Source organism: Myxococcus eversor (assembly GCF_010894455.1).
Lineage (GTDB): Bacteria > Myxococcota > Myxococcia > Myxococcales > Myxococcaceae > Myxococcus > Myxococcus eversor.
In genome coordinates, this window is sequence record NZ_JAAIXY010000011.1 from 311,946 (window position 1) to 331,617 (window position 19,672).

A 19,672-nucleotide genomic window follows, 5' to 3' on the forward strand; every position below is an offset into this window, starting at 1 on the left:
TCTCCGGGGGACGGAATCAACAGGCGCCGCATCGAAACGCACGACCTGACAAATGGGTCTATTCCCGCGATTTTTCCCGGTAGGTTCCAGGCCCATGCAGACCTCGAGACCCTTCCGAATCCTGGGCATCCAGCAGATCGCCATCGGCGGCGCCGACAAGGCCCCGCTCCGCAAGCTCTGGGTGGACCTGCTGGGCCTGACGCCGCACGGCACCTACCGCAGCGAGCGGGAGAACGTGGACGAGGACATCGTCACCGCCGGCGCGGGGCCCTTCAAGGTGGAGGTGGACCTGATGCAGCCCGTCAATCTGGAGGGCAAGCCCCGGGTCCACGAGACGCCGCTCAACCACGTGGGCCTGTGGGTCGACGACCTGCCCGTCGCGGTGAAGTGGCTGGAAGCGCAGGGCCTGCGCTTCGCCCCCGGAGGCATCCGCAAGGGCGCCGCGGGCTTCGACATCTGCTTCGTGCACCCCAAGGGCAACGAGCAGTTCCCCTACGGCGGCGAGGGCGTGCTCATCGAACTGGTCCAGGCTCCGCCGGAGGTCATCTCCGCGTTCGAGCGCCTCTCAACCGACGCTCACTGAGGCACGGCGGGACGCAGCCTCCTGCCCAGGCTCCGGAGCGCCGTGCGCACGAGGTGCTCCAGCCGGTCCCACGCCAGGCACAACATCCACGTGGCGACGATGAGCGCCGCGGTGAGCAGCCAGTACTGGCCCCAGCCACTGCGGTCTCCCCAGAAGCGCTGGAACGAGAAGACGCCTCCAATCCGGTAGAACAGCAGCATCTCGTGGAAGAAGTAGGCGGAGAGCGACGACGTCCCGAAGACCTCGATGAACCGCCGCAGCCGCGAGGGCGCATGGTCCCCGGGCACCCGGGCCTCCAGCGCCATCAGCCCGAGCAGCACGGCGCAGACCCACGCGAAGCGGGCCGCCGAGTTCGACGGGTTGGAGACGAAGAAGCGGTGGTGCGGGTAGAGCTGGAAGAGGAAGTCTCCCGACGCCGCAGCGATGGCGCCCACCGCGACGAGCATGAGCAGCGCCACGGCCAGGGGACGCCGGCCCCATGCGCCCGCGAGGCTCCCGGCGAACGCGCCCAGCCACGCGAAGCCCATCCATGGCAGCAGGGGGAAGGGCGCGAAGGAGGACTTGTTGGTGAGCGTGGCCAAGGGCTCGGGCACGTGCTCACCGAAGGGCGCCACGGCGAAGACGATGAAGGCCAGCGCCAGGCTCAGCCCCGCCAGTCCCCGAGGCCGCGAGGCCAGCGCGGAGACCCCTGGCAGCATGAGCATCAGGCACAGGCCCACGCACTGGAGGATGTCCATGCGGAAGAGCCACTTCGGCTCGCTCAGCAACGGGAACCACGCCCAGTTGACCAGGGATGCGACGAGGAGGACCTCGCAGGTGCGGCGGAAGTTCTTGGGCACGCGCTCGCGCAGGCGACCGCTGGCGGCGCTGCGCACCATGACGAGCGCGAGCGCGAAGCCGGCGGAGAAGATGAACGCGGGGGCGACCAGCCCGTCCACCTTGAGCAGGCGGCCCACCCAGACGCTCTTGCGCAGCTCCGGGGTGAGCAGCGCCAGCGAGTGCGTCTGGACCATGAACAGCACGGCGATGCCGCGCAGCCAGTCGATGGCGCGCACGCGCTCTTGGGACACGGGGAGGGACGGGGAGGGGGTCAAGGCGGGCGCACCCTACGGCAAGTCCGGGCCCGCGTGTATGGGGAGGAGGGATGAGCGGGCTGGCGGGCCCGGGGACATGAAAGGATGCGCCCCGTTCATGCCAGGATTACAGCCTGGAGACGGCGTCATGCGTGAGGTGGCCCTTGGGTGATGAGGTCAGTCGGAGAGCGGCGCTGAAGGTGCTCGCGGTGGCGGGGGCCACGTCGGCCGCGAGCTGCTCGCGGAGCAACGGAAAGTCAGAGGAGCAGGGGATGAGTCAGCAGCAGGGAAGTGAGCAACCCGCCGTCATGGCCCTGAGCCCGCTCAGGGGGATGCCCTGGCCCACGCCAGACCCCTTCCTGTTCTGCGTGCACCACGTGGACGCCTACCCGACGGGCAACGAGCGGATGGGACCCACCGTGTCGCTCGCGGGCCGCCAGCTCGGCCAGGACTTCGACGGCCGGGACGGCTGGAACATGTACCACGGCACCGTCGTCCCCGGCTTCCCGCAGCACCCGCACCGGGGCTTCGAGACGGTGACTGTCGTCCGCAGCGGGCTGTTGGACCACTCGGACTCGCTGGGCGCGGCGGCGCGCTTCGGGGGCGGGGACGTGCAGTGGCTCACGGCGGGTAGCGGCGTGCTGCACTCGGAGATGTTCCCGCTCTTGAAGAAGGACCAGCCCAACCCGGTGGAGCTGTTTCAAATCTGGCTCAACCTGCCGAGCGTCGACAAGCTGGTGACGCCGCACTTCTCCATGCTGTGGAACAATGTCATTCCCCGGCACGTCGCGCGGGATGAGGCGGGGCGCACCACCGAAGTCACCCTCGTCGCCGGAACGCTGGGCGACGTGAAGGCCCCGCCACCGCCGCCCAGGTCGTGGGCCGCGCGGGCCGACACGGACGTGGCCATCTGGACGCTGAAGCTGGCCCCGGGCGCGCGCTGGACGCTGCCCGCCGCCGCGCGCGGGAGCAACCGCTTCCTGTACTTCTTCAAGGGCTCCGCGCTGAAGGTGGGGGGCCGCGCCATCCCCGCCTCGCATGTCGTGCAGCTCCGTCCGGAGGTGGACGCGGTGCTGGAGAACGGCCCCGACGAGACGGAGTTGCTGATGCTCCAGGGCCGGCCCATCGCCGAGCCGGTGGTGCAGCACGGCCCCTTCGTCATGAACTCCCGCCAGGAGATTCAACAGGCGTTCAGCGACTACCAGCGCACGGGCTTCGGCGGGTGGCCGTGGAAGAGCGACGACCCGGTGCACCCTCGCGAGGAAGGCCGCTTCGCGCGCCACGCGGATGGGAAACTGGAGCGACCGGCCTGACGAGTCCCTCGCGCCCTGGCCGTTGCCCCAGCGAGCCAGGGCCCGATGCCCGCCTCCCTGGCTCCTTCGGGAGCAGGGGGGCCCCCGGACGGAGTGTCGTCGAGCGTGACAGGCGCGGGGCCACATGTGCATAGAAGAGGGGTGTCCGACTCCCCTGGCTCCTCTCCACCTGGCTCGCCGCCCGCGTCCGCCAACAGAGGCTCCCGGCTCGCGTCCATCGCCGTGGCGAGCGCGCTGTTCATGGAGTTCGTCGACTCCACCGCGCTGTCCACCGCGCTGCCGACGCTGTCCGTGGCCTTCGGCACGGACCCCATCCACCTCAAGCTCGCGCTGACGTCCTACATCCTGGCGCTGGCGGTGCTCGCGCCCGCGAGTGGCTGGATTGCCGACCGCTTCGGTCCCCGCCGCGTCTTCATGCTCGCGATGGGGGTGTTCCTCATCGCCTCGGTGCTGTGCGGCTTCTCCCGGACGCTGCCCCAGCTCGTCATCTTCCGCACACTCCAGGGCCTGGGGGGCGCGCTGATGACGCCGGTGGGGCGGCTCATCGTGGTGGGCTCGGCGCCCAGGGATCAGCTGGTGTCGGCGCTGAGCTGGTTCACGATGCCGGCGCTGGTGGGGCCGCTCATCGGTCCACCGCTGGCGGGCCTCATCCTCGGCGTGGCGGACTGGCCGTGGATCTTCTTCATCAACGTGCCGGTGGGCCTGTTGGGCATGCTCGCGGTGTCGCGCTTCGTGCCGGAGCTGCCCCAGCCGCACCCGGGCCCGTTCGACTGGCGGGGGTATGCCATCGCCGCGGTGGCCATCACCCTGACGATTGGCGCGGCGGAGACGCTGGGCGTGGGGCTGGTGCCCGTCCACATCCAGATGGGCATGGCGCTGGTGGCCGTGGGGGCGATTGCGCTCTACGTGTCGCACGCGCTGCGGATGAAGAAGCCGGTGTTGGACGTGCGGCTCTTGACGCTGTCGACGTTCAGGGCCAGCACGGCGGGGGGCGGGCTGGTGCGGATGGGGTTGGGCGCGACGCCGTTCCTCCTGCCCCTCCTGCTCCAGGTGGGCCTGGGGTGGGGGCCGTTCGAGGCGGGCCTGGTCACGATTGGCACGGGGCTGGGGGCCATGTCCTGCAAGCCCGTGGCGCCCTGGGTCATCAGGCGGCTGGGCTTCCGGACGACGCTGGTGGGCTCCAACCTGGCGGCGGCGGTGCTGACGGCGCTGCCAGCGCTCTTCCGCAACTCCACGCCCATTCCGCTCATCGTCGCCACGCTGATGATCAGCGGCTTCGTGCGCTCGCTGCAGTTCACCGCCATCAACGCCGTGGCCTATGCGGACATCCCCCGGGAAAAGATGAGCCAGGCCTCCACGGTGGCGGTGGTGACGCAGCAGATGGCGCTGAGCGTGGGCATCAGCCTGGGCGCGCTCATGCTGCACCTGGCGCGAGGCAGTGGGGATGCGCCGCTGACCCCGGACCGCTTCCTGTTGCCGTTCCTCGCCGTGGGCGTGGTGTCTTCGTTGGCGGGGCCGCTGTTCAGCCGGTTGCCGGAGGACGCGGGTTCGCGCATCGGTGGACGCGCGGCGCGTTGAAACGCAGCTGCCCGGGCTGGAGGGACCCCGGGCAGCGAACGCCCCGACTCACGTTTGTTACAGGCCGTCGGGGTAGCAGAAGCCGTAGGTGCGGTCGAAGCCGCCACCGGCGCGGCCGTAGCTCATGTAGCCCAGCTCCTCGCCCGGGCCGCAGTTGCTGCGAGCGCGCTCGTATGCGTAGCAGGTGCCCTTGCCCGTGCGGGACAGGTCCAGGCACGCGCCGCGCGCGCCCTCGGTGCCGCAGAACTCGGCGTAGCCCACGCTGCACTGTTCGCCAATCTGGGCGGAGTCGAAGTCGAAGCCGAGCGGCTGGAGCACGGACTGCTCGATGCACAGACCGTAGACGCCGCAGAGGGTGCCCGAGGGGCAGCCCGGGTTGGCCGCCATGAAGTCACACGTCTTCAGGCACTGGGCATCGTCGGAGAGCAGGTCCGTGCAGGTGAAGCCCTGCTCGCAGTCCGTCGAGGCGAGCTCGTACTCGCTCGCCGCGGGGGTGGTGGTGCACGCCTGGCCCTGCGTCTTGGTGCCCAGCGCGCGCTCCAGTGTGCCGTCGCTGGCGGCGTAGTTGTCGGGCACGCAGGTGGTGTCCGGCAGGTTCGCCGTCAGCGAGCCCTCGCGCGGATCACAGCCTCCGGGGCGCACGGTGTTCCACGTCGCGAAGCGGATCCACTTGCACTCGCCGCCCGGAACCACGGCGCTGCCCCAGTAGGGCGCGTTGAGCGGCGGGGCGTCCACGGACTCGCGGAGCGTCACGTTCGCCAGCGCTCCAATCGTCTGGTCCGGAGACACCTTCAGCGCCAGGAGCATCGTCCCGGAGTCGGCGACGAGGTACTTCTCCGTCGGCGCACCGGAGTCCTGGTAGGCCATCACGCAGCGATCACACGTGAAGGTGTTGCCTCCACCCACGGACAAGTCATACAGCCCGGGCGCAGTGTTCACGTCCAGCCGGAGGTACGCCAGGTTCTCGGCGGTGGGGGCGGCCGGGTTGTGGAACGTGCCCCGGTACGTCGGCTGCTGCGAGTACATCACCGGCGTCAGCTCCATGCCGTTGCTCAGGTCTCCCAGCGTGATTTCGGTACAGCCTGGGGGCGGCGTCAGGGATTTGGCCTGCTCCTCGATGGAGCCCACCTCCTCCTGATTCGCCGCGGGCTCCTTCGGGGTGGTGGGCCCACAGCCCACCAGTCCCGCGAGCACCACCACACCCCAACGCAAACCCTTCACAGAAGCATCGCCGAGACGGGACGCCATGTTCTCTCCAATGGTTGTCAGTCAGGCACTCACGCGTGCCGCCAGCCGGGAACTCCCGGGGGCCTGGGAGATACTTGCAAATGTGAAACTGGTGCAACTCAATTTCGACCGGTGTCGGAAGGGCGCGAGATGACCTTCAAACGGCAAGTAAGTCCGCCCGTTCGAGGATTGAACGGAGCGTGTCTGGTGAGGTCGCATCAATTCTTTCGAGCCCCAAGGTGCACCATGCGCACGGGAAATTCACAGGGACATGGATGCCCGGACGGGCGTGACGCCACGGGTCGAAGGGGGAGGGCGCATTCCCACACCAAGGTCCGAGAGGGAATGTGCTCTCATTCAGGCTCCCCTTGTGGAAGGAGTGACACCATGAAGACCACCCTGAGTGGTTTCGCCGTGCTGGCCGCGGGCTTCCTGATGGCGTGTGGCGCTGAGCCCCAGTTGCCCTCGGACGAGTCCGCGCCTCCGGTCGTCTCCGAAGGAGCGCCCACGGAGGGCACCGCTGGCGACGTGTCAGCCCAGGCCTGTGTGCAGCTCTACCGCCCCCGGTACAGCTCCTATTACAACTCGCTCCCCTACAGCGAGGAGGGGTGGGTGGCCTCCTGCTATACGGACGACAACTGCGTCACGGAGTGTTTTGGCCCGGGAGGGGATGGGCCGTACGCCTCGCACTCTGATTTCTTCTACTGCACCTACTGCCCCTGACGGGCAGCGGGGCCGAGCGCTTTCAGGGCACTCGGCCCCACCGTCGTCAGTTCTCATCGCAATCCAATCACACACAAGTGCTGCGATGGTCCGTGAGGCCTGGAGTTCCCCGTAAGGGGAGCCCGTGTCCCATGTCTACTTCGACGCCGGCGTGAGCAGGCTGTTGACCGTGTTGACCACCGCGGCGCCCTGGGCGACGAAGGGCACGGGCAGGGCCGCGACGAACGCCGAGGAGGCGTCGATGGCGGCGCGGGTCTTCTGCGCCGGCGTGGATGCCGGGTTGCTGAAGACGCCGTGCGCGTTGGAGGCGGAGGCCACCGCGCTGGCGATGTTCAGCCCGGGCACGAACCGGCCCAGCGTCTTGCCGACGAACGTGCTGGGCATCGAAGTGGGAACCACGCCGCCCGCCAGCTTCGCCACCGCGCGGCCACCGCTCTCGAAGGTGTCCGCCACGCTGACGATATTGCCCGCCGTGCCAGACAGGCTGCCGACCTTCTCCAGCACCTGCTGCGGCGTCTTCACCGGCGCGGGCGCCGTGTTCTTGTTGCCCACGCTCTTGGCGGCATTGGCCTCGAGCGCGACCGCGTTCATCGTCCGGTCCAACGACTCCATGACAACAGCGCCCGTCTTCGGTCCGTTGATTCGGCCCATGGTGTCTCTCCGTGAATGCAATTGCTGCGTACAAAGGGTTTATCGGAGGTGGGATGGAGGAGTTTCGCCCACCTTTCCGCTGATGCGACGGTTGACCGATGCGCTCGAATCCGTGTGGGGACCTCGGCGATCGGCACGAGGCTCCGAGGATTCACCTTGTGGTAACGGGTGGTGGGATGAACTCACTGCCTCATCCCAGCGCGCTGCTCGTCACTGCGTTCAATGGACTGGTCGTCGCCTATGACCGCGCGAGCGGCGGCACCGCGTGGACCTTCTCCGTCCCTGGCAAGTCAGTCCCAGGTGTTCGGCCGCGCCCGACACACGTGGAGGTGCATGATGGGCGGGTGTTCGTGTTCGCGGCCGGCTCCGAAGGCGTATTGAAGAAGCGCGTCTTCGTCGATGTCCACGCGCTCGACCATGAGAGCGGGCGCCCGCTTTGGACTCAGCGCGTGGCGGCGGCCCATGCGCCGGACTTCACGAGCGCGGTGGTACTGGTCGATGCGGGACAGGTCATCGTCTCCTACCATGAGGTCCTCGTGGCGTTCGCGGCGGATACCGGCGAGCCCCAATGGACGCGAAGCAGCGAACATGGAGACGGGGGCGTCTACTCGCTCCAACTGCAGATGGGTGTCCATGGCGGGCGGGGACGGCCGTTGACATGATAGAAGCCATCCGCCAAATCGCCTCGCGACCTCCCGCGCAGCGCGCACAGAACTGAGCCTTTTCGGAATGATCCTCCGCACTGTCACAGATGAAGACCTCCCGATCTTCTTCGAACACCAGCGCGACCCGGAAGCGCTGCGCATGGCCGCGTTTTCATCGCGGGAGCGCGATGCGTTCATGACCCACTGGCGCACCAACGTTCTCCGCCCTGGAAATCTCTCCCGCGCCATCGTCGTGGGCGGCGTGGTCGTCGGGAACATCGGCAGTTGGGAGCAGGATGGCAAACGCCTCGTCGGCTATTGGATCGGTCGCGAGCACTGGGGCAAAGGACTCGCCACCCGGGCCCTCTCTGAGTTTCTTGGGGTCGAGCCCGCACGGCCGCTTCACGCGTGGGTCGCGCTCCACAACGTCGCGTCGATCCGCGTCCTCGAGAAGTGTGGCTTCCAGACCGTCGTCGACGAGACCCAGGATCATCCGGATGGAGTCGCCGAAGTCCTCCTGAGACTTGGTTCGACGTAGTGAGTGTGGCTGCGCATGGGCTGCTCTGATTTCTTGGATTCAAATATTGATACATCCTCAATCAATCGTAATTGACCCGGTGTTTCAAGCCTGATCCGAGTCATTGGAGAGGGTGATTCAATGGCTGTGGTGTGGATGTCTATTGGATTGGGGAAGCATCTCCGACCCCGCGGGCTCCATCGGCCTGGCGCAGTCTGCTGTTCATTCCCCAGTTCGCTTTCTCGCGCGCGGCCTCGTTGCCAGCGGACTGTTTCATCATCGACCTGCAGGATGCCGTGCCGCTGGCCGCCAAGGCCGCCGCTCGGGCCGGTCTCATGGAAGCCTTGAAGGGCGGAGTCTTCTCGGGCCGGCCCGTCGTCCCCGAACGAGGGAATGGCCATCGTGGATGGACAGCTCATCGGCCCGCCTCACCTGAAGGCGGCGCACCGGTTGCTCGCGCTCGCGACGCTTCCGTCCACGGATGCGAGCCAGGTCGTCGTCGGCCGTCACGTCTCGCACGCGCTCGACAGCTCCACCCGCGTGGACGACCGGCTCCCCAATCCCTACGAAATGACGGCGACGTCGGGGATGCGCGACCTCTGGGTCCAGTGCTTCTACTCACACGACCGCATCGTGACGAGTGCCCCCTTCGCGGCCCGGCTCGGACTCACCTCTGCCAATACGATGCCCGTGCCGTTCATGATGGGCCTCTACCTCGCCGTCCGCATGTCGGCCACCCACGGCGCCATCTACCATCTCGGGTTCCGCAACGCGCGCCAGCTCGCGCCGCTGCGCGTGGGTGACACCTACCGGCAGGACATCCAGGTCCGCGAGGTCCGCAACACGGGCGATGGGAAACGCGCGGTGGTGACGACCCATCGTCAGCTCATCCGCGTGGGCGATGGCGTGCCGGTCTTCACCGTCGACAAGCGGGAGCTCTATCGCCGCCAGCCCGAGTCCTTCTCCGCCTCCCCGGCGGCCCACCAGCGCGACCTGGAGGAACAGGAGAAGGCCCAGGCCTTCCGAGCGGAGCTCCTCCGGCGGGTGAGTGATGTGCCACCGGGAGCGGGAACCGAGCGTCCCTGCCTGGAGGGAGAGCTGCTCCTTCACGGCTTCGCGCGCCCCATGGGCGTCACCGCCAATCTCGCGCTGTCGACCCAGTTCCTGGTGACGCACCCCATCCACCTGGACCACCACCGGTACGACCTGGGCCAGGCGAATGGCATCGTCGTGAGTGGGGGCCTCGTGGTGGCCATGACGCTGGCCGCCGCCGCCAGGGACTTGCATGAAGTCGTCTGGGAGGAGCTGCTCGCGGCGGACAACCTCCGTCCCGTGTCGCCCACCCAGACGGTGGGCGCGCTGTCCTACGTGCTCTCGCGCCCCCCTGTTGAAGGCCTGGATGGCGTCGAGGAGCTCGTCGTGAAGACGCTCGGAGTCCTCGACCTGACGCCTTCCGCGGAGCTCGCGGAGGTGCCGCTACCGCGAGCCCTCTTCACGCTCGAAAGCGAGCGCCCCTCCGCCTATGACGAACTCTGCCGGCGGCATGGGCTGCATGCGCTCGAGGGGCGCGTGGTGTGCGTGGCGACGCGGCGAATCCTGCGGCTCCGAGCCTGACCTGCGAGGAGACGCGTGGAGAGCAGGAGACGAGGGCGGGCCGCGTGAGCTTCGCTCGTAGGCGGAGACTCATGGCGGCTCAGCCCTCGTCGTCGGTTCCTTACTTCTCCTCTTTGATGAGCTGCTTCGTGAGCTTGAGGTCCCACTTCAGATAGCTCGTGAAGTCCTTGAACCGCTCCTCTTCCCTGGCCAGGTCGAACAGGACGAAGTCCATCTCTCCCGTCCGGCGAGTCTTCGATGGGTCCAGGACGAGGTAGTTGCGGATGGTCTTCCCAATCATCACGGGCAAGGCGCCTGCCTTGAATGGGTCGCTGTCTCCTTCTTCCTCGAAATGTCCCCCGAGGCTCGCGACACGCTTCTTCACCCAGGACTTCGACTGGTCCTCGATGGAGAGGATGGCTCCGTCGCCGTCGAAATCGGCCCATCCATCATGGAGCTCGAGGAACGCGCGGTAGCTCGGAGGGAGCGGCCTGCCGAGCCTCTTCTCCAGTGCGGCGAGTTGCCTGGCGCTCGCCGGGTCTCCGACGTGTTGCTCCTCCTCGTCTTCCACGAGCAGGCTGTATTCACGCTTTGCCGCGATGAGGTTCTCCACCAGCTTTCGGACGTCGTCCTTGCTCACGGAAAGTGCCTTTCGGATCCAGTTCCGCTCGGTGGCATAGGCAGTGTGGTTGTCCAGAGTCCACATCTTCCGGAGCAGCGCGCGCGTCCAGCTTCGACCTCTACGTCTCCCGCCGCACCTCGAGGATGATGCCTTCCAGCTCCGGCGTCCCCAGGGAGATGAGCTGCTCCAGTTCGCCCCGGACGATGAAGTTCGCCTGGGCGCGGCTGAAGAGCGTCTCGCCCGCGGGCTCCATGGCGCGCTGGATGTCCAGGAGGCTCGCCACGGGCTGAAGCAAGCGCATCCTCACGCCCGACTCCTCGGGATACGTGTCCTCATCCTCCAGGTTCCCCATGTCCGCGGAGGCGGCCAGGGCCGCGGCCAGCGCGCGCGAGAGCAGCGGCGCGGCGTTGCCCGGAGCCTTCACCCAGGCGCGGATGGAGAGCGACAGCTCGCACCGACGTCGCTCCAGGAACCCCTCGGCGCGGTCTCCGCGCAGGAAGGCGACCACGGCCTCGTTGGCCACTGCTGGAGCGCGATAGAGACGCAGTGTGCTCGCATCGACCGCGTAGTCATCTCCCCGGCGCAGCGGGTGCCCAGGAGGTGACTCCACCTCGACCACCTGTCCGCGCGCATTCGCGGGGAGCGTGAAGTCCTTCGTCGTCCCGTTGCCAGCCCAGCGGTGGACCTGTGCGAAGTAGGACGGCTGCCGCTGCGCCGCCAGGTCATCGCCTTCGGGCACCGCCAGCTTCAGTCGAGAGGCATAGACCTCGACGAGCGCCTCCGCGTCGGCGGCGGGCCCTCGGGACGGTCCCGTTGAGACCTCCACCGTCTCGGGGACGGCGGGGCGCAGGGCATCGTGGAAGTAGGACTCGATGGCGAGCAGCATGGGGTAGGGGTCTCGCTATCTCGGGAAGAGCGCATAGGTGTCCCGCCGGGGGATGACCACCTGGAGCCCGGAGAGGGTGATGTCGCCGGCCACGCGCGACTGGACCAGGACCTCCAGCGGCGGTGGGCTTCCCGTGCTGCCTCCAGGCGGCGTGAGGGAGGCCAGGGCCTTGGCATCCAGCGCGACGGTGCCGTCACTGCCCGCTGTCACCTCCAGCACCTTCGTGCCCCAGCGCAGTTGCAGGCGAGGCGGCGGCGGAGGCACGGTGGTGAGGGGACGCAGGTGCGGACGCGCGCAGCCCCAGAGCGGCTCCGCGTCCTCTTCGGCTCCTGGGAGGCCATTCTCCCGAGGCAGCCAGGGCCCCATCGCCTCGGTGCGATGCAGCGCGGTGCCGGGCGTCAGCGTGCCCGGCGCGGGCGCGGTCTCCGCATGGTCCGTGAGGCTCCAGAGCACATCCCCTTCGTCCACCGTGAGGACGACCCACCACGGGCCCGTCCCGAGCGCGAGCGGCTTGCCAGGCGTGAAGGTGACCCAGCGCGAGGCCCACGGCGCGGCACCCTCCTGCTCCAGCAACAGGGGAATGGAGGCGCCAGCCAGGGGCGCGTCATGGGGGCGGTCATGCACGTCGGCATGGAAGGAGAGGGTGCCCACCACGCGCCGGGTCAGCGGCCGCAAGTGAAGGTCCAGGGCCGCGAGCGGGCCCGTGGGGCGCGTCGCGCGGAAGGCCTGCGCGGCGGAGTACCCGGAGCCGCAGTGGTGCGACAGCGGCGGCAGCGAAGGTGGCCGCGGCGCGAGGGGAAGGTCCTCGTCGCGCAGTTGATGCCGGACGTGGAAGCGCACCTCGGAGAGCGCGCGGTCCCTGGGCACGGTGACGTGCGCGGACACCAGGCTGTCCGTGTCCACCGCCAGCGCCTGGCTCTCCGCGCCGTCGCTCCAGCGCTGGATGACCTCCAGCGTGTCCAGGACGAGCTGGACGCGGTCGAACATGCCCAGCCCCGACGAGCGCAGCGCCACCGCCACCGCGCCGGACTTGAGCTCCACCGGCCACGCGCGCTGGAGCGCGTCGCTCAACGCATCTTCCAGCACCAGCTCCTGCCGGGGCAGCATGGGCAGCGCATGGTGGAAGAACAACGCGCCCGCGCCCACGCCCACCGTCGCGGTGAGGTCGGGAGGCCGCGCGGGCGCGCGCAGGGCGATGCTCGCCACCTGGGTCGCCGCCAGCGTCTTCGGCGTGCCCACCGGAGGCGGCGCGCTGCTCGCCTCCACGAACTCCACCAACAGGCGACTGGCGAGGATGCCGGGCAGCGGCGCCACCGCGTTCACGGCCACCGTGTCGGACGGCGTCGGGGGATACCAGGCGCCACCCTCCGCGACGCTCAAGCGCCCCTTCTTCTCCGTCTGCGTGGGCGTCGCCGGCAGCCGCACGTCCACCGAGGACAGGGGACGCCGCGCCCCCCAGTCCAGGCTGAGCCAGGTGATGGACTGCCCGGGGTCCAGGACCGTCTGGCCGCTACTGGTGGCCAGCGTGGCGGTGGGCGCCAGGTTCACCGTCACGTCATCCGACGGCGCGCGGACGGTGAGTGCCGCGCGCACCAGCGCCACGCCCGCCGGCACGTCCAGGCCGACGACGAGGCCGGCGGTGTCCACCGGAACCTGTGCGGCCGTGGGAGGCGTGGCCGTCCCGGTATAGGTCAGCGTGGCACCGACGCGCGTATCACTCATGGGGAAGTCCTGACGTCGTGCGAGGAATCAGCGAGCCGCTTCCTTGATGTCCGTCACCGTGGCGGCGGCGCCCTCGTTCTTCGCGGGCAGCAGCTCCTGGAGCACCTGCATGGCGCCCTCGATTCGAAGCATCGTCTGCACCAGGTGCGAGCGCTTCGCCTCCAGCTCCGCCATCATCTTCTGTCCGGCTTCGTGCTCGGCCCGGAGGTCCGCGAGGCGCTTCTCAATCGCATCCATCATGACTTCAGCTCCTGGTTCTGGAGACGCTGCTCGAGCGCCGCCAACCGTTCGTCGTACTGCTGCTTGAGTTCCTTGAGGGCCGCGATGGCGAGCACGCTGAAGGCCTGGTGGGCCAGGCCCTTGATGACCTTGCCGCCCGCGGACTCCAGCTTCAGCTCGCTGACCAGCTCGGGGAACACGGTCTCCACCTCCTGCGCCACCAGGCCCAGGTTGAGGTCCCCGGTGTTCTTCCAGTTGAAGCTCACCGGCCGCAGCGCCAGCACGCGCGGGAGCACGTCCTGGAGCGACGTGATGTTGTCCTTCAGCGACGCGTCGGACGGGCCGCGCCAGATGCCGTCCTGCTGCATCCACTGGCCAAGGCCGTTGCTGTGGAACAGGTGGAAGTTGCCCTGGCCCTCGTAGCAGATGTCCATGAAGCGTCCGGAGCCGTTCTCCTGGATGCGCAGGCCCGAGTTGGAGGCCTGCTGGAGGATGTGCAACGGCGTGGACGGGCGGGGCGTCCCGATGCCGATGAAGCCATTGACCATCGTCATCCGGTCCGCGCCGGATTGATTGAAGATGATGGAGTCGCCCGGCTCGTTCGTGCAGGCGATGACCAGCCGGCCGTTCTCCTCCTCACCCGGCAGCGGGTTGGGCACGCGGTAGTAGCGGATGAAGGCCGCGTCTCCCGTGCCGCCCCACGCGTCCTCGGGGAACTGGATGCCATTGCCATTGGCGTTGCCGATGGAGGGCATGATGGCGCCGCTGACGCGCAGGCTGCCGCCCTGGACGTCCAGGCGGACCCCCGGCGTCGCGGTCGTGGTGCCGATGCCGACGCTGCCGTCCGCGCCCATCCACATCGTCTGGGTGCCGTTCACGATGAAGGAGAACGCGTTGCCCACCCGGGCGCCCACGTCCCAGAACAGGCCCGTGGCGACGCCGCCGCTCAGGCCGTAGCGGATGGACGCGCGGTTCTCCGTCTTGTGCCAGACGACGTGGGGGTTGTTGACCATCAGGCCCGAGCCGCCGCCGGCGCCGATGGTCACATGCGGCCCCCCGGCGCCCCAGTCATTCGTCGTGTTCACCACGAAGCGGTCGAACCCGGCGGCGGCCCCGGAGAGGCGGATGTCCAGCGCGCCCTGGGGGTCCGTCGTGTTGAGGCCCACGTTGCCGCCGGCCTTGATGTGGATGCGCGGCGTGCCCAGGCCCGAGCCCGTGTCCACGTCGCCTCCGTCCTCGGTGATTTGCAGACCGGTGGAGGCGGCGCCCTGCTCACCGCGGAGCTGCCAGCTCTTGGCGCGGCTCCTGAGCACCAGCCCCGCGCCCTCCGTGCCGCCGGTGGTCCGGATGACGGCGCCAATGCCCCAGCCCGCGGCATCGCCACTGTTCCTCAACTCCAGCGCCGCGTTGTTGCCACCTCCCGGCGCCACGACGAGCAGTCGCTTGGTCCCCGCCGCCGCTCCGATGCCCACGTTGGCCGTCACCGACAGCGCGCCCGTGAGGTTGCCACCCGCGAGGGCCAGCTTCTGGGTGTCCAGGGCGGTCAGCTTGCTGGCCAGGTCCACGCCAGCCACTGACAGGGAGACGGCCGCGTCCACCCGGCTCACCTTCAGCCAGGCGGTGGCGGAGATGCTGTCGCCATCCAGTTGCCGGCCGTCGTCGGAGCCCTTGTGGGTGTGCGCGCGAATCTCGTCGCGCGTCTTGATCTGCATGTTGTTCCAGGTGTCCGCCAGGATGGGGTCACCGGACTTCGCGGGGTAGAAGGGATCACTCATGACTGGAACCTCGAGGTATCGAAGCGGGTCGCGGAGAAGACGCCGTCCCAGGCGAGCTTCTCCTGGGGTTCGGGGAACTGTTCGTGCAACTCGATGGTGGAACCGAACGAGGTGAGCGCGTCCTTCGGCTCCAGCTTCTCGGCCAGGGACATGTCGACCTCCATCCGGAGGGTGCCCTCGCTCGCGACGAGCGTCTCGGGCGGCAGGGGGAGCGTGAACTCGATGCGCGTGCGCACTCCGGCGCAGCGGCCGTACTCCAGCGCCGCGGAGAGCTCCTTCACCAGTCCGGGCAGCCCGGGCACCACCTGGTCCTCGTTGGGCACCTGAAGGTGCGGCGGGACATGGTCGATGGGGATGCGCAGCGTGCAGGTCGCGGGCGTTATCTCCGTCCAGTCGAGGCGCAGGTCCGAGCGCGGCGTGTTTCGTTGCGGAAGGGCCTGGGCCACGGCGGCCGCGCGCTCCTCGGCGGACCAGCTGGTCAGATAGGAGGCGACCTGGTTCTGGTCCAGCGTGTCGTAGCGCCAGTGGTTCTCGCCCAGCACCAGGTCCGGGACGCGCTGGTTGTTCTCGAACACGGAGAAGCGGGCGTCGCGGGTGTCGAAGCGCGTCAAGACGCCCGGGTCCTCCAGGCTGGAGAAGCGGGTGGGGTGGGCCCGGATGACGGGATTCGCCACGGGGCTTCCGTCGATGAAAGCCGGTCGCTCATGCCGCAGGAGCAGCGTGGAGCCGAGGGGAACCTTGCCCAGGAAGATGAGATCGAGCCCCGCCTGCTCGTGGCGGAGGATGGGCACGGCGATCTCCCGCTCCGTCGCCTTGAGGGAGATGGCCGGCGATGCGACCTTCAGCCCTCCGTTGGTGGCGAGCACCCGCTGGCCGCCGCTCACGTTGCGGAAGCTCGCGCTCGAGGGCGTCGACGGGTTGTCCTCCAGCTCGACGCGGATGGTCCGCCAGGTGCCGTCCATGCGCGGCACGGAGAAGAGGCCGACCGCCAGGTCTTTCTCCCAGAAGATCTCCGGAGGCTGCCGCGCCATGTAGACCAGCGACACGAGCCTCAGCAGTGCGGGCGCGGAGGCCATGCCGGTGCGGTGCAACTCCACCACCGTGGCGACCCGCTGACGGAGATAGTCGGAGGACTCTCCCGGTCGAGGCGCCAGGCCGTAGAGCGCGGCGAGCCGCGCCAGCTCCGAGCCCTCCTTGTCCTCCAGTGAGTCCTCGACGGGGAAGCCCCGCGCGAGCGCATGCCAGCGCGAACGCATCAGCCGCGTCAGGCCTCCCTCCATCTGCTCCAGCTCACGGGCGAGCGTGGAGAAGAAGAGGTTGATCTTCGTTCCCGACTGGAGAACGGGTGGGAGGTAGCCCACCATGCGACGGCTGCGTTGGTCCGCGCTCATCCGACACCCACCAGCTCCGCCCCGCCGAACATCAGCTGGACGCCGGCCCGCACCGCGATCTGCGTCACCTGCGCGGGCAAGGTGTTGACGGGCGTCTGCGCCACGACCAGGGACACGGTGAGGCCGGTGTCCAGGGTGACGTCGCAGCCCAGCAGCGCCTCGATGCGCGCCTGGGTCTTCAGGCTCTGCTGCAAGGAGTCGAAGGTGAGCTTCGCCTCGCGGCCCAGCTGTGCGTCCTCGGAGAGCCGCGCCGCATACACCTCCAGCGCGCCTCGCAGGGCCTCGCGCACCTGCTCCGGCGTGCGAGCCTCGCCATTGGACAGCGAGACGACCAGGCTCAGCCGCCACGTCGGCGCGCGCAGGCGGGTGATGCGCGGCGGCTTCAGGTCCAGGTCGATGCGCGCGGCCTCCAGGGGCTCCATCTTCCAGTCGCGGTTGGCGCCGTACTCGCGGCCCCCTGGCTCGAGCACGAGGACCTTCTGGAGGGAGGTCTCGGAGTCCGTGCCCCAGACAAACGTGGCCGCCAGCAGCTCGCTCACCCGGCGCACCGCGGGGTTGCCGAAGAGGAGGGCCTCCAGCTTGCGACGGCTCACCGAAGCGCCCACGGCCAGCTCCCGCATGTAGAGCGCGAGCGTCTGCTGGAGCTCGCGGCGGAGCCGGTCGAACGTCGCCTCGTCCATCTCCGGATTGGTGGGCTCCACCTGGAAGTCCAACTGGAAGAAGATGGTCTTCGCGTACTGGATGCGGACGTGGATGCCGGCGGCCTTCGTCTCCTGGATGGCGGCCTTGACGCGGAGCACGCCCTCGACGTCCGATTCGAAGTCGGTGTCGCCGACGAGGACATCGACCACGCCCGGAGGCGCGTCCGCGGGCTCCCTCACCGTGACCTGCTGCACGCCCTGCTGGCGCACGGCGGCGGCGATGGACTCCAGCGTGCCCTTCTCGCCGTCCCGCAGCGCCGTGCGCGCGCGCGCGCGGAGGTTCTCGTCCGTCTCATCGTCCGAGCCGCGCCGCAGGGGCGCCGGGTTGGTGACGGCCTCGATTCCCAGGATGGGCCTGGGCATCAGCGTCAGCCGGAAGGGATTGATGACGGGAGGCGACTCGACCGCGGCGCCCGAGTCGTCCTGGATCTCCTGCACGGGGATGAGGACCCGCGTGTCGCCCTTGCTCAGGGTGGCGTCCTCGAGCGTCTCGAAGAGGGGCAGGGGCTTGCCGTCCGCCGCGAGGCCCGTCAACTGCCGCCCCGCGGGGATGCCGATGTCCTCTGGCGCGGGCGCGGCGCGGCTGAGCTCCACCTCTCCGGTGAGGCGTCCAGCGCGTGCGCGCTTCAGGCCCAGCACGGCGACGACGTTGTCCAGCGCGGCGCCTTCCGCCGTGTCGAGGTAGCCGGAGCGGTGGGCCAGCTCCATCATGGCGTAGAAGGTCGCCATCTCCCGTGCATAGGCTTCGGCCAGGGTTCGCGCCATGCCACCGGCGTTGGGGTCCGTTCCCGGCCCCATGTTCTCCAGCAGCCGTTCGACGATGGCGCTGAAGGTGGTTGTCTCGGGAGGGATGAGGCTCAAAAGGAGATCTCCCACGTCATCTTCATGACCATGTTGGAGCCGCGATTGACCTCCTCGAAGCGGACCCGGTTGAAGAGGATCTTGGTGTTCTCCCCCAGGGTGACCTGGATGCCGGCCTCGGTGAGCGGCTGCACCGTGGCATCGGTGAGGGCGGGCAGGGTGGCGGTCACGAGGGCGCGCACCAGGCTGGGGTTGTCGCCCTGGTCGATGACCTCCACCTTGGGCGCCGGGTCCACGGCCTCGGCCGCCGGGCCCTTCAGCGCGATGTCATCCGTGGACGGCGCCGCGGTGCCCGTGCCCACGACGATGGACCAGTTGACGGGCAGCCCATTGACCCGGCCCATCAGCAGCTCGGCCACCAACCGCTTGCCCGCGGTGGTGATGAGGTTGGGGACCCGACGGCGCTCCATCAGCGAGCCATCCAGGTTGAGCAGCTCGAGGGTCAGCACTCCGTTCATGCCCTGCTTTTCCTTGCCGTTCATCACGCTCTCCCGAAGTCGTGTCCGTACCCGTTGCCCACGCCGCCGCGCTCAACCCAGGTCGAGCGCCAGTCCCAGCTCCACCGCTTCACCGGTGATGGCCTTGATGCGGGCCCGCACATCCACCGCGCCCGGCACATCCGGCCGGGCCGTGACGCTCAACTGCGTCACCTCGTCCACGCGAGGGTCTTCCTTGATGGCCTGCCGCACGTACCGGCGCAGCAGCTCCAGATTGGCGCGGTCCATCGGCTCGCCGATGAGGTCCGCCACGCGGCTGCCGTAGCGCTGGTGCCCCAACTGCTCCAGGTGTCCCCGGTAGACGATGAGCCGCATCGTCAGGGCCTGGATGAGGTTGTCCTTGCCGCTCACCGTCGTCGCGCCGGTGTCGGTGGACCAGTCCAGGTCCACGCCGCCCGATTCGCTGAACTTCAGGCGCAGGTCCGTCTTGAGCTCGTCCGCCATCAGAGCAACCTCCCCGGGCCCGCCGTCGCCCCGGGCGAGCTGGGAATGCCCGGGGACACCTTGAGGCGCGTCATCATCTGCGTGAGCGCGTTGGACAACGTCTCTGCCATGGCGCCCGCGAGGTCCGGCGCGTTCTCGCCCCGGATGCCGCCGGCCATGAGGAAGCCCAATGCAATCGGCTGGAGCATCGGCTTGGCGGGCGCGGCGCCCATGAGGCTGCCGGGCGACGACGTCACGAAGCCGGCGATGGCGATTCCCGGCGCCACCATCACCTGCACGGTGAAGAGGATGAGGGCCTGCTCCACTGTCTGCGCGATCGCCTTCGCCAGCGCGTCCCGCTGCTCGCCGTTGATCTTGTTCGACGCGAGCAGGCCCTTGGCGATGGGCTCTATCTGCGACGCCCCGGGGCCACCGGCGGGCGGAGGCAGCATCATTCCGGGCCCGGCGGTGCTGCCCGCGCCCGGCGGCGGCGGCGCTGCGGCGGGGATACCCGGCGTCACCATGGCCATGGAGGCGAAGAGCGTGAAGGCCTGACCGCAGGCGTCACCGAGCGCGGTGGCCAGGTCCGGGGCGTTCTCTCCCCGGAGGCTCGCGGACTGCATCGCGCTCTTCGCCAGGGCGCCTATTTCGCTTCCGCTCGGTGCAGGCATGG

At 69.0% G+C, this 19,672-nt stretch carries 20 protein-coding genes; 7 read left to right on the forward strand and 13 right to left on the reverse strand.

Annotated features, from left to right (window positions below; translation table 11 throughout):
• The first annotated feature begins 94 nt into the window (after window positions 1-94).
• On the forward strand, window positions 95-583 hold the full coding sequence (locus G4D83_RS23395; RefSeq protein ID WP_163867022.1) for a VOC family protein: 489 nt from the start codon (window positions 95-97) through the stop codon (window positions 581-583).
• Here G4D83_RS23395 and G4D83_RS23400 read toward each other — a convergent pair.
• The gene (locus G4D83_RS23400) at window positions 577-1,677 is read right to left on the reverse strand and encodes a heparan-alpha-glucosaminide N-acetyltransferase domain-containing protein (RefSeq protein ID WP_163867023.1); all 1,101 of its coding nucleotides are present in this window, start codon (window positions 1,675-1,677) and stop codon (window positions 577-579) included. The genes G4D83_RS23395 and G4D83_RS23400 overlap by 7 nt on opposite strands.
• A 251-nt stretch (window positions 1,678-1,928) precedes the next feature.
• Here G4D83_RS23400 and G4D83_RS23405 point away from each other — a divergent pair, with 251 nt between their 5' ends.
• The gene (locus G4D83_RS23405; RefSeq protein WP_163867087.1) at window positions 1,929-2,969 is read left to right on the forward strand and encodes a pirin family protein; all 1,041 of its coding nucleotides are present in this window, start codon (window positions 1,929-1,931) and stop codon (window positions 2,967-2,969) included.
• 222 nt (window positions 2,970-3,191) lie between these two features.
• Window positions 3,192-4,547, forward strand: a complete 1,356-nt coding sequence (locus tag G4D83_RS23410) for an MFS transporter (protein WP_275902390.1) — start codon at window positions 3,192-3,194, stop codon at window positions 4,545-4,547.
• A gap of 57 nt (window positions 4,548-4,604) precedes the next feature.
• On the opposite strand, the gene G4D83_RS23415 is transcribed toward G4D83_RS23410, so the two are convergent.
• Window positions 4,605-5,795: a hypothetical protein gene (locus G4D83_RS23415; protein ID WP_163867024.1), complete on the reverse strand. Its 1,191-nt coding sequence runs from the start codon at window positions 5,793-5,795 to the stop codon at window positions 4,605-4,607.
• Window positions 5,796-6,161: 366 nt separating this feature from the next.
• Here G4D83_RS23415 and G4D83_RS23420 point away from each other — a divergent pair, with 366 nt between their 5' ends.
• Entirely contained in the window at window positions 6,162-6,497 is a 336-nt protein-coding gene (locus G4D83_RS23420; protein ID WP_163867025.1) for a hypothetical protein, read from the forward strand.
• Between the two features lie 135 nt (window positions 6,498-6,632).
• Here G4D83_RS23420 and G4D83_RS23425 read toward each other — a convergent pair whose 3' ends face one another.
• Window positions 6,633-7,148, reverse strand: a complete 516-nt coding sequence (locus tag G4D83_RS23425) for a hypothetical protein (protein WP_163867026.1) — start codon at window positions 7,146-7,148, stop codon at window positions 6,633-6,635.
• A gap of 176 nt (window positions 7,149-7,324) precedes the next feature.
• Here G4D83_RS23425 and G4D83_RS23430 point away from each other — a divergent pair, with 176 nt between their 5' ends.
• From G4D83_RS23430 to G4D83_RS23440, 3 genes are all read left to right on the forward strand, one after another.
• Window positions 7,325-7,810 carry an outer membrane protein assembly factor BamB family protein gene (locus tag G4D83_RS23430; RefSeq protein WP_163867027.1) on the forward strand — a complete coding sequence of 162 codons (486 nt, stop codon included), beginning with the start codon at window positions 7,325-7,327 and terminating at the stop codon, window positions 7,808-7,810.
• Window positions 7,811-7,877: 67 nt separating this feature from the next.
• On the forward strand, window positions 7,878-8,330 hold the full coding sequence (locus tag G4D83_RS23435) for a GNAT family N-acetyltransferase (RefSeq protein WP_163867028.1): 453 nt from the start codon (window positions 7,878-7,880) through the stop codon (window positions 8,328-8,330).
• Window positions 8,331-8,702: 372 nt separating this feature from the next.
• On the forward strand, window positions 8,703-9,923 hold the full coding sequence (locus G4D83_RS23440) for a hypothetical protein (protein ID WP_163867029.1): 1,221 nt from the start codon (window positions 8,703-8,705) through the stop codon (window positions 9,921-9,923).
• 100 nt (window positions 9,924-10,023) lie between these two features.
• Here the strand turns inward: G4D83_RS23440 and G4D83_RS23445 are convergent, their stop codons facing one another.
• From G4D83_RS23445 to G4D83_RS23490, 10 genes are all read right to left on the reverse strand, one after another.
• Complete coding sequence (locus G4D83_RS23445; RefSeq protein WP_163867030.1) at window positions 10,024-10,542, reverse strand: SMI1/KNR4 family protein; 519 nt, start codon at window positions 10,540-10,542, stop codon at window positions 10,024-10,026.
• Between the two features lie 100 nt (window positions 10,543-10,642).
• Window positions 10,643-11,410: a hypothetical protein gene (locus G4D83_RS23450; protein ID WP_163867031.1), complete on the reverse strand. Its 768-nt coding sequence runs from the start codon at window positions 11,408-11,410 to the stop codon at window positions 10,643-10,645.
• Between the two features lie 15 nt (window positions 11,411-11,425).
• Complete coding sequence (locus G4D83_RS23455; protein WP_163867032.1) at window positions 11,426-13,132, reverse strand: hypothetical protein; 1,707 nt, start codon at window positions 13,130-13,132, stop codon at window positions 11,426-11,428.
• 27 nt (window positions 13,133-13,159) lie between these two features.
• Complete coding sequence (locus tag G4D83_RS23460; protein WP_163867033.1) at window positions 13,160-13,372, reverse strand: hypothetical protein; 213 nt, start codon at window positions 13,370-13,372, stop codon at window positions 13,160-13,162.
• Window positions 13,369-15,126, reverse strand: a complete 1,758-nt coding sequence (locus tag G4D83_RS23465) for a tail fiber domain-containing protein (RefSeq protein WP_163867034.1) — start codon at window positions 15,124-15,126, stop codon at window positions 13,369-13,371. Before G4D83_RS23465 ends, G4D83_RS23460 begins: the two co-directional genes overlap by 4 nt.
• On the reverse strand, window positions 15,123-16,517 hold the full coding sequence (locus G4D83_RS23470; protein WP_163867035.1) for a hypothetical protein: 1,395 nt from the start codon (window positions 16,515-16,517) through the stop codon (window positions 15,123-15,125). Before G4D83_RS23470 ends, G4D83_RS23465 begins: the two co-directional genes overlap by 4 nt.
• Window positions 16,514-18,094: a baseplate J/gp47 family protein gene (locus G4D83_RS23475; protein WP_240356517.1), complete on the reverse strand. Its 1,581-nt coding sequence runs from the start codon at window positions 18,092-18,094 to the stop codon at window positions 16,514-16,516. Before G4D83_RS23475 ends, G4D83_RS23470 begins: the two co-directional genes overlap by 4 nt.
• Window positions 18,076-18,561 carry a hypothetical protein gene (locus tag G4D83_RS23480; RefSeq protein WP_163867036.1) on the reverse strand — a complete coding sequence of 162 codons (486 nt, stop codon included), beginning with the start codon at window positions 18,559-18,561 and terminating at the stop codon, window positions 18,076-18,078. Before G4D83_RS23480 ends, G4D83_RS23475 begins: the two co-directional genes overlap by 19 nt.
• Before the next feature lie 48 nt (window positions 18,562-18,609).
• Window positions 18,610-19,020 carry a GPW/gp25 family protein gene (locus G4D83_RS23485; RefSeq protein WP_163867037.1) on the reverse strand — a complete coding sequence of 137 codons (411 nt, stop codon included), beginning with the start codon at window positions 19,018-19,020 and terminating at the stop codon, window positions 18,610-18,612.
• Window positions 19,020-19,670: a hypothetical protein gene (locus tag G4D83_RS23490; RefSeq protein WP_141640594.1), complete on the reverse strand. Its 651-nt coding sequence runs from the start codon at window positions 19,668-19,670 to the stop codon at window positions 19,020-19,022. Before G4D83_RS23490 ends, G4D83_RS23485 begins: the two co-directional genes overlap by 1 nt.
• Window positions 19,671-19,672: the final 2 nt, after the last annotated feature.

Excerpts from the sequence above, each read along its gene's own strand:
- G4D83_RS23455 (WP_163867032.1), bottom strand. The coding sequence starts at position 13,132 with ATGAGTGATACGCGCGTCGGTGCCACGCTGACCTATACCGGGACGGCC.
- G4D83_RS23430 (WP_163867027.1), top strand. The coding sequence starts at position 7,325 with ATGAACTCACTGCCTCATCCCAGCGCGCTGCTCGTCACTGCGTTCAAT.
- G4D83_RS23395 (WP_163867022.1), top strand. The coding sequence starts at position 95 with ATGCAGACCTCGAGACCCTTCCGAATCCTGGGCATCCAGCAGATCGCC.
- G4D83_RS23420 (WP_163867025.1), top strand. The coding sequence starts at position 6,162 with ATGAAGACCACCCTGAGTGGTTTCGCCGTGCTGGCCGCGGGCTTCCTG.
- G4D83_RS23415 (WP_163867024.1), bottom strand. The coding sequence starts at position 5,795 with ATGGCGTCCCGTCTCGGCGATGCTTCTGTGAAGGGTTTGCGTTGGGGT.
- G4D83_RS23480 (WP_163867036.1), bottom strand. The coding sequence starts at position 18,561 with ATGAACGGCAAGGAAAAGCAGGGCATGAACGGAGTGCTGACCCTCGAG.
- G4D83_RS23485 (WP_163867037.1), bottom strand. The coding sequence starts at position 19,020 with ATGGCGGACGAGCTCAAGACGGACCTGCGCCTGAAGTTCAGCGAATCG.
- G4D83_RS23440 (WP_163867029.1), top strand. The coding sequence starts at position 8,703 with ATGGCCATCGTGGATGGACAGCTCATCGGCCCGCCTCACCTGAAGGCG.
- G4D83_RS23435 (WP_163867028.1), top strand. The coding sequence starts at position 7,878 with ATGATCCTCCGCACTGTCACAGATGAAGACCTCCCGATCTTCTTCGAA.
- G4D83_RS23465 (WP_163867034.1), bottom strand. The coding sequence starts at position 15,126 with ATGAGTGATCCCTTCTACCCCGCGAAGTCCGGTGACCCCATCCTGGCG.
- G4D83_RS23490 (WP_141640594.1), bottom strand. The coding sequence starts at position 19,670 with ATGCCTGCACCGAGCGGAAGCGAAATAGGCGCCCTGGCGAAGAGCGCG.
- G4D83_RS23425 (WP_163867026.1), bottom strand. The coding sequence starts at position 7,148 with ATGGGCCGAATCAACGGACCGAAGACGGGCGCTGTTGTCATGGAGTCG.
- G4D83_RS23460 (WP_163867033.1), bottom strand. The coding sequence starts at position 13,372 with ATGATGGATGCGATTGAGAAGCGCCTCGCGGACCTCCGGGCCGAGCAC.
- G4D83_RS23450 (WP_163867031.1), bottom strand. The coding sequence starts at position 11,410 with ATGCTGCTCGCCATCGAGTCCTACTTCCACGATGCCCTGCGCCCCGCC.
- G4D83_RS23405 (WP_163867087.1), top strand. The coding sequence starts at position 1,929 with ATGAGTCAGCAGCAGGGAAGTGAGCAACCCGCCGTCATGGCCCTGAGC.
- G4D83_RS23470 (WP_163867035.1), bottom strand. The coding sequence starts at position 16,517 with ATGAGCGCGGACCAACGCAGCCGTCGCATGGTGGGCTACCTCCCACCC.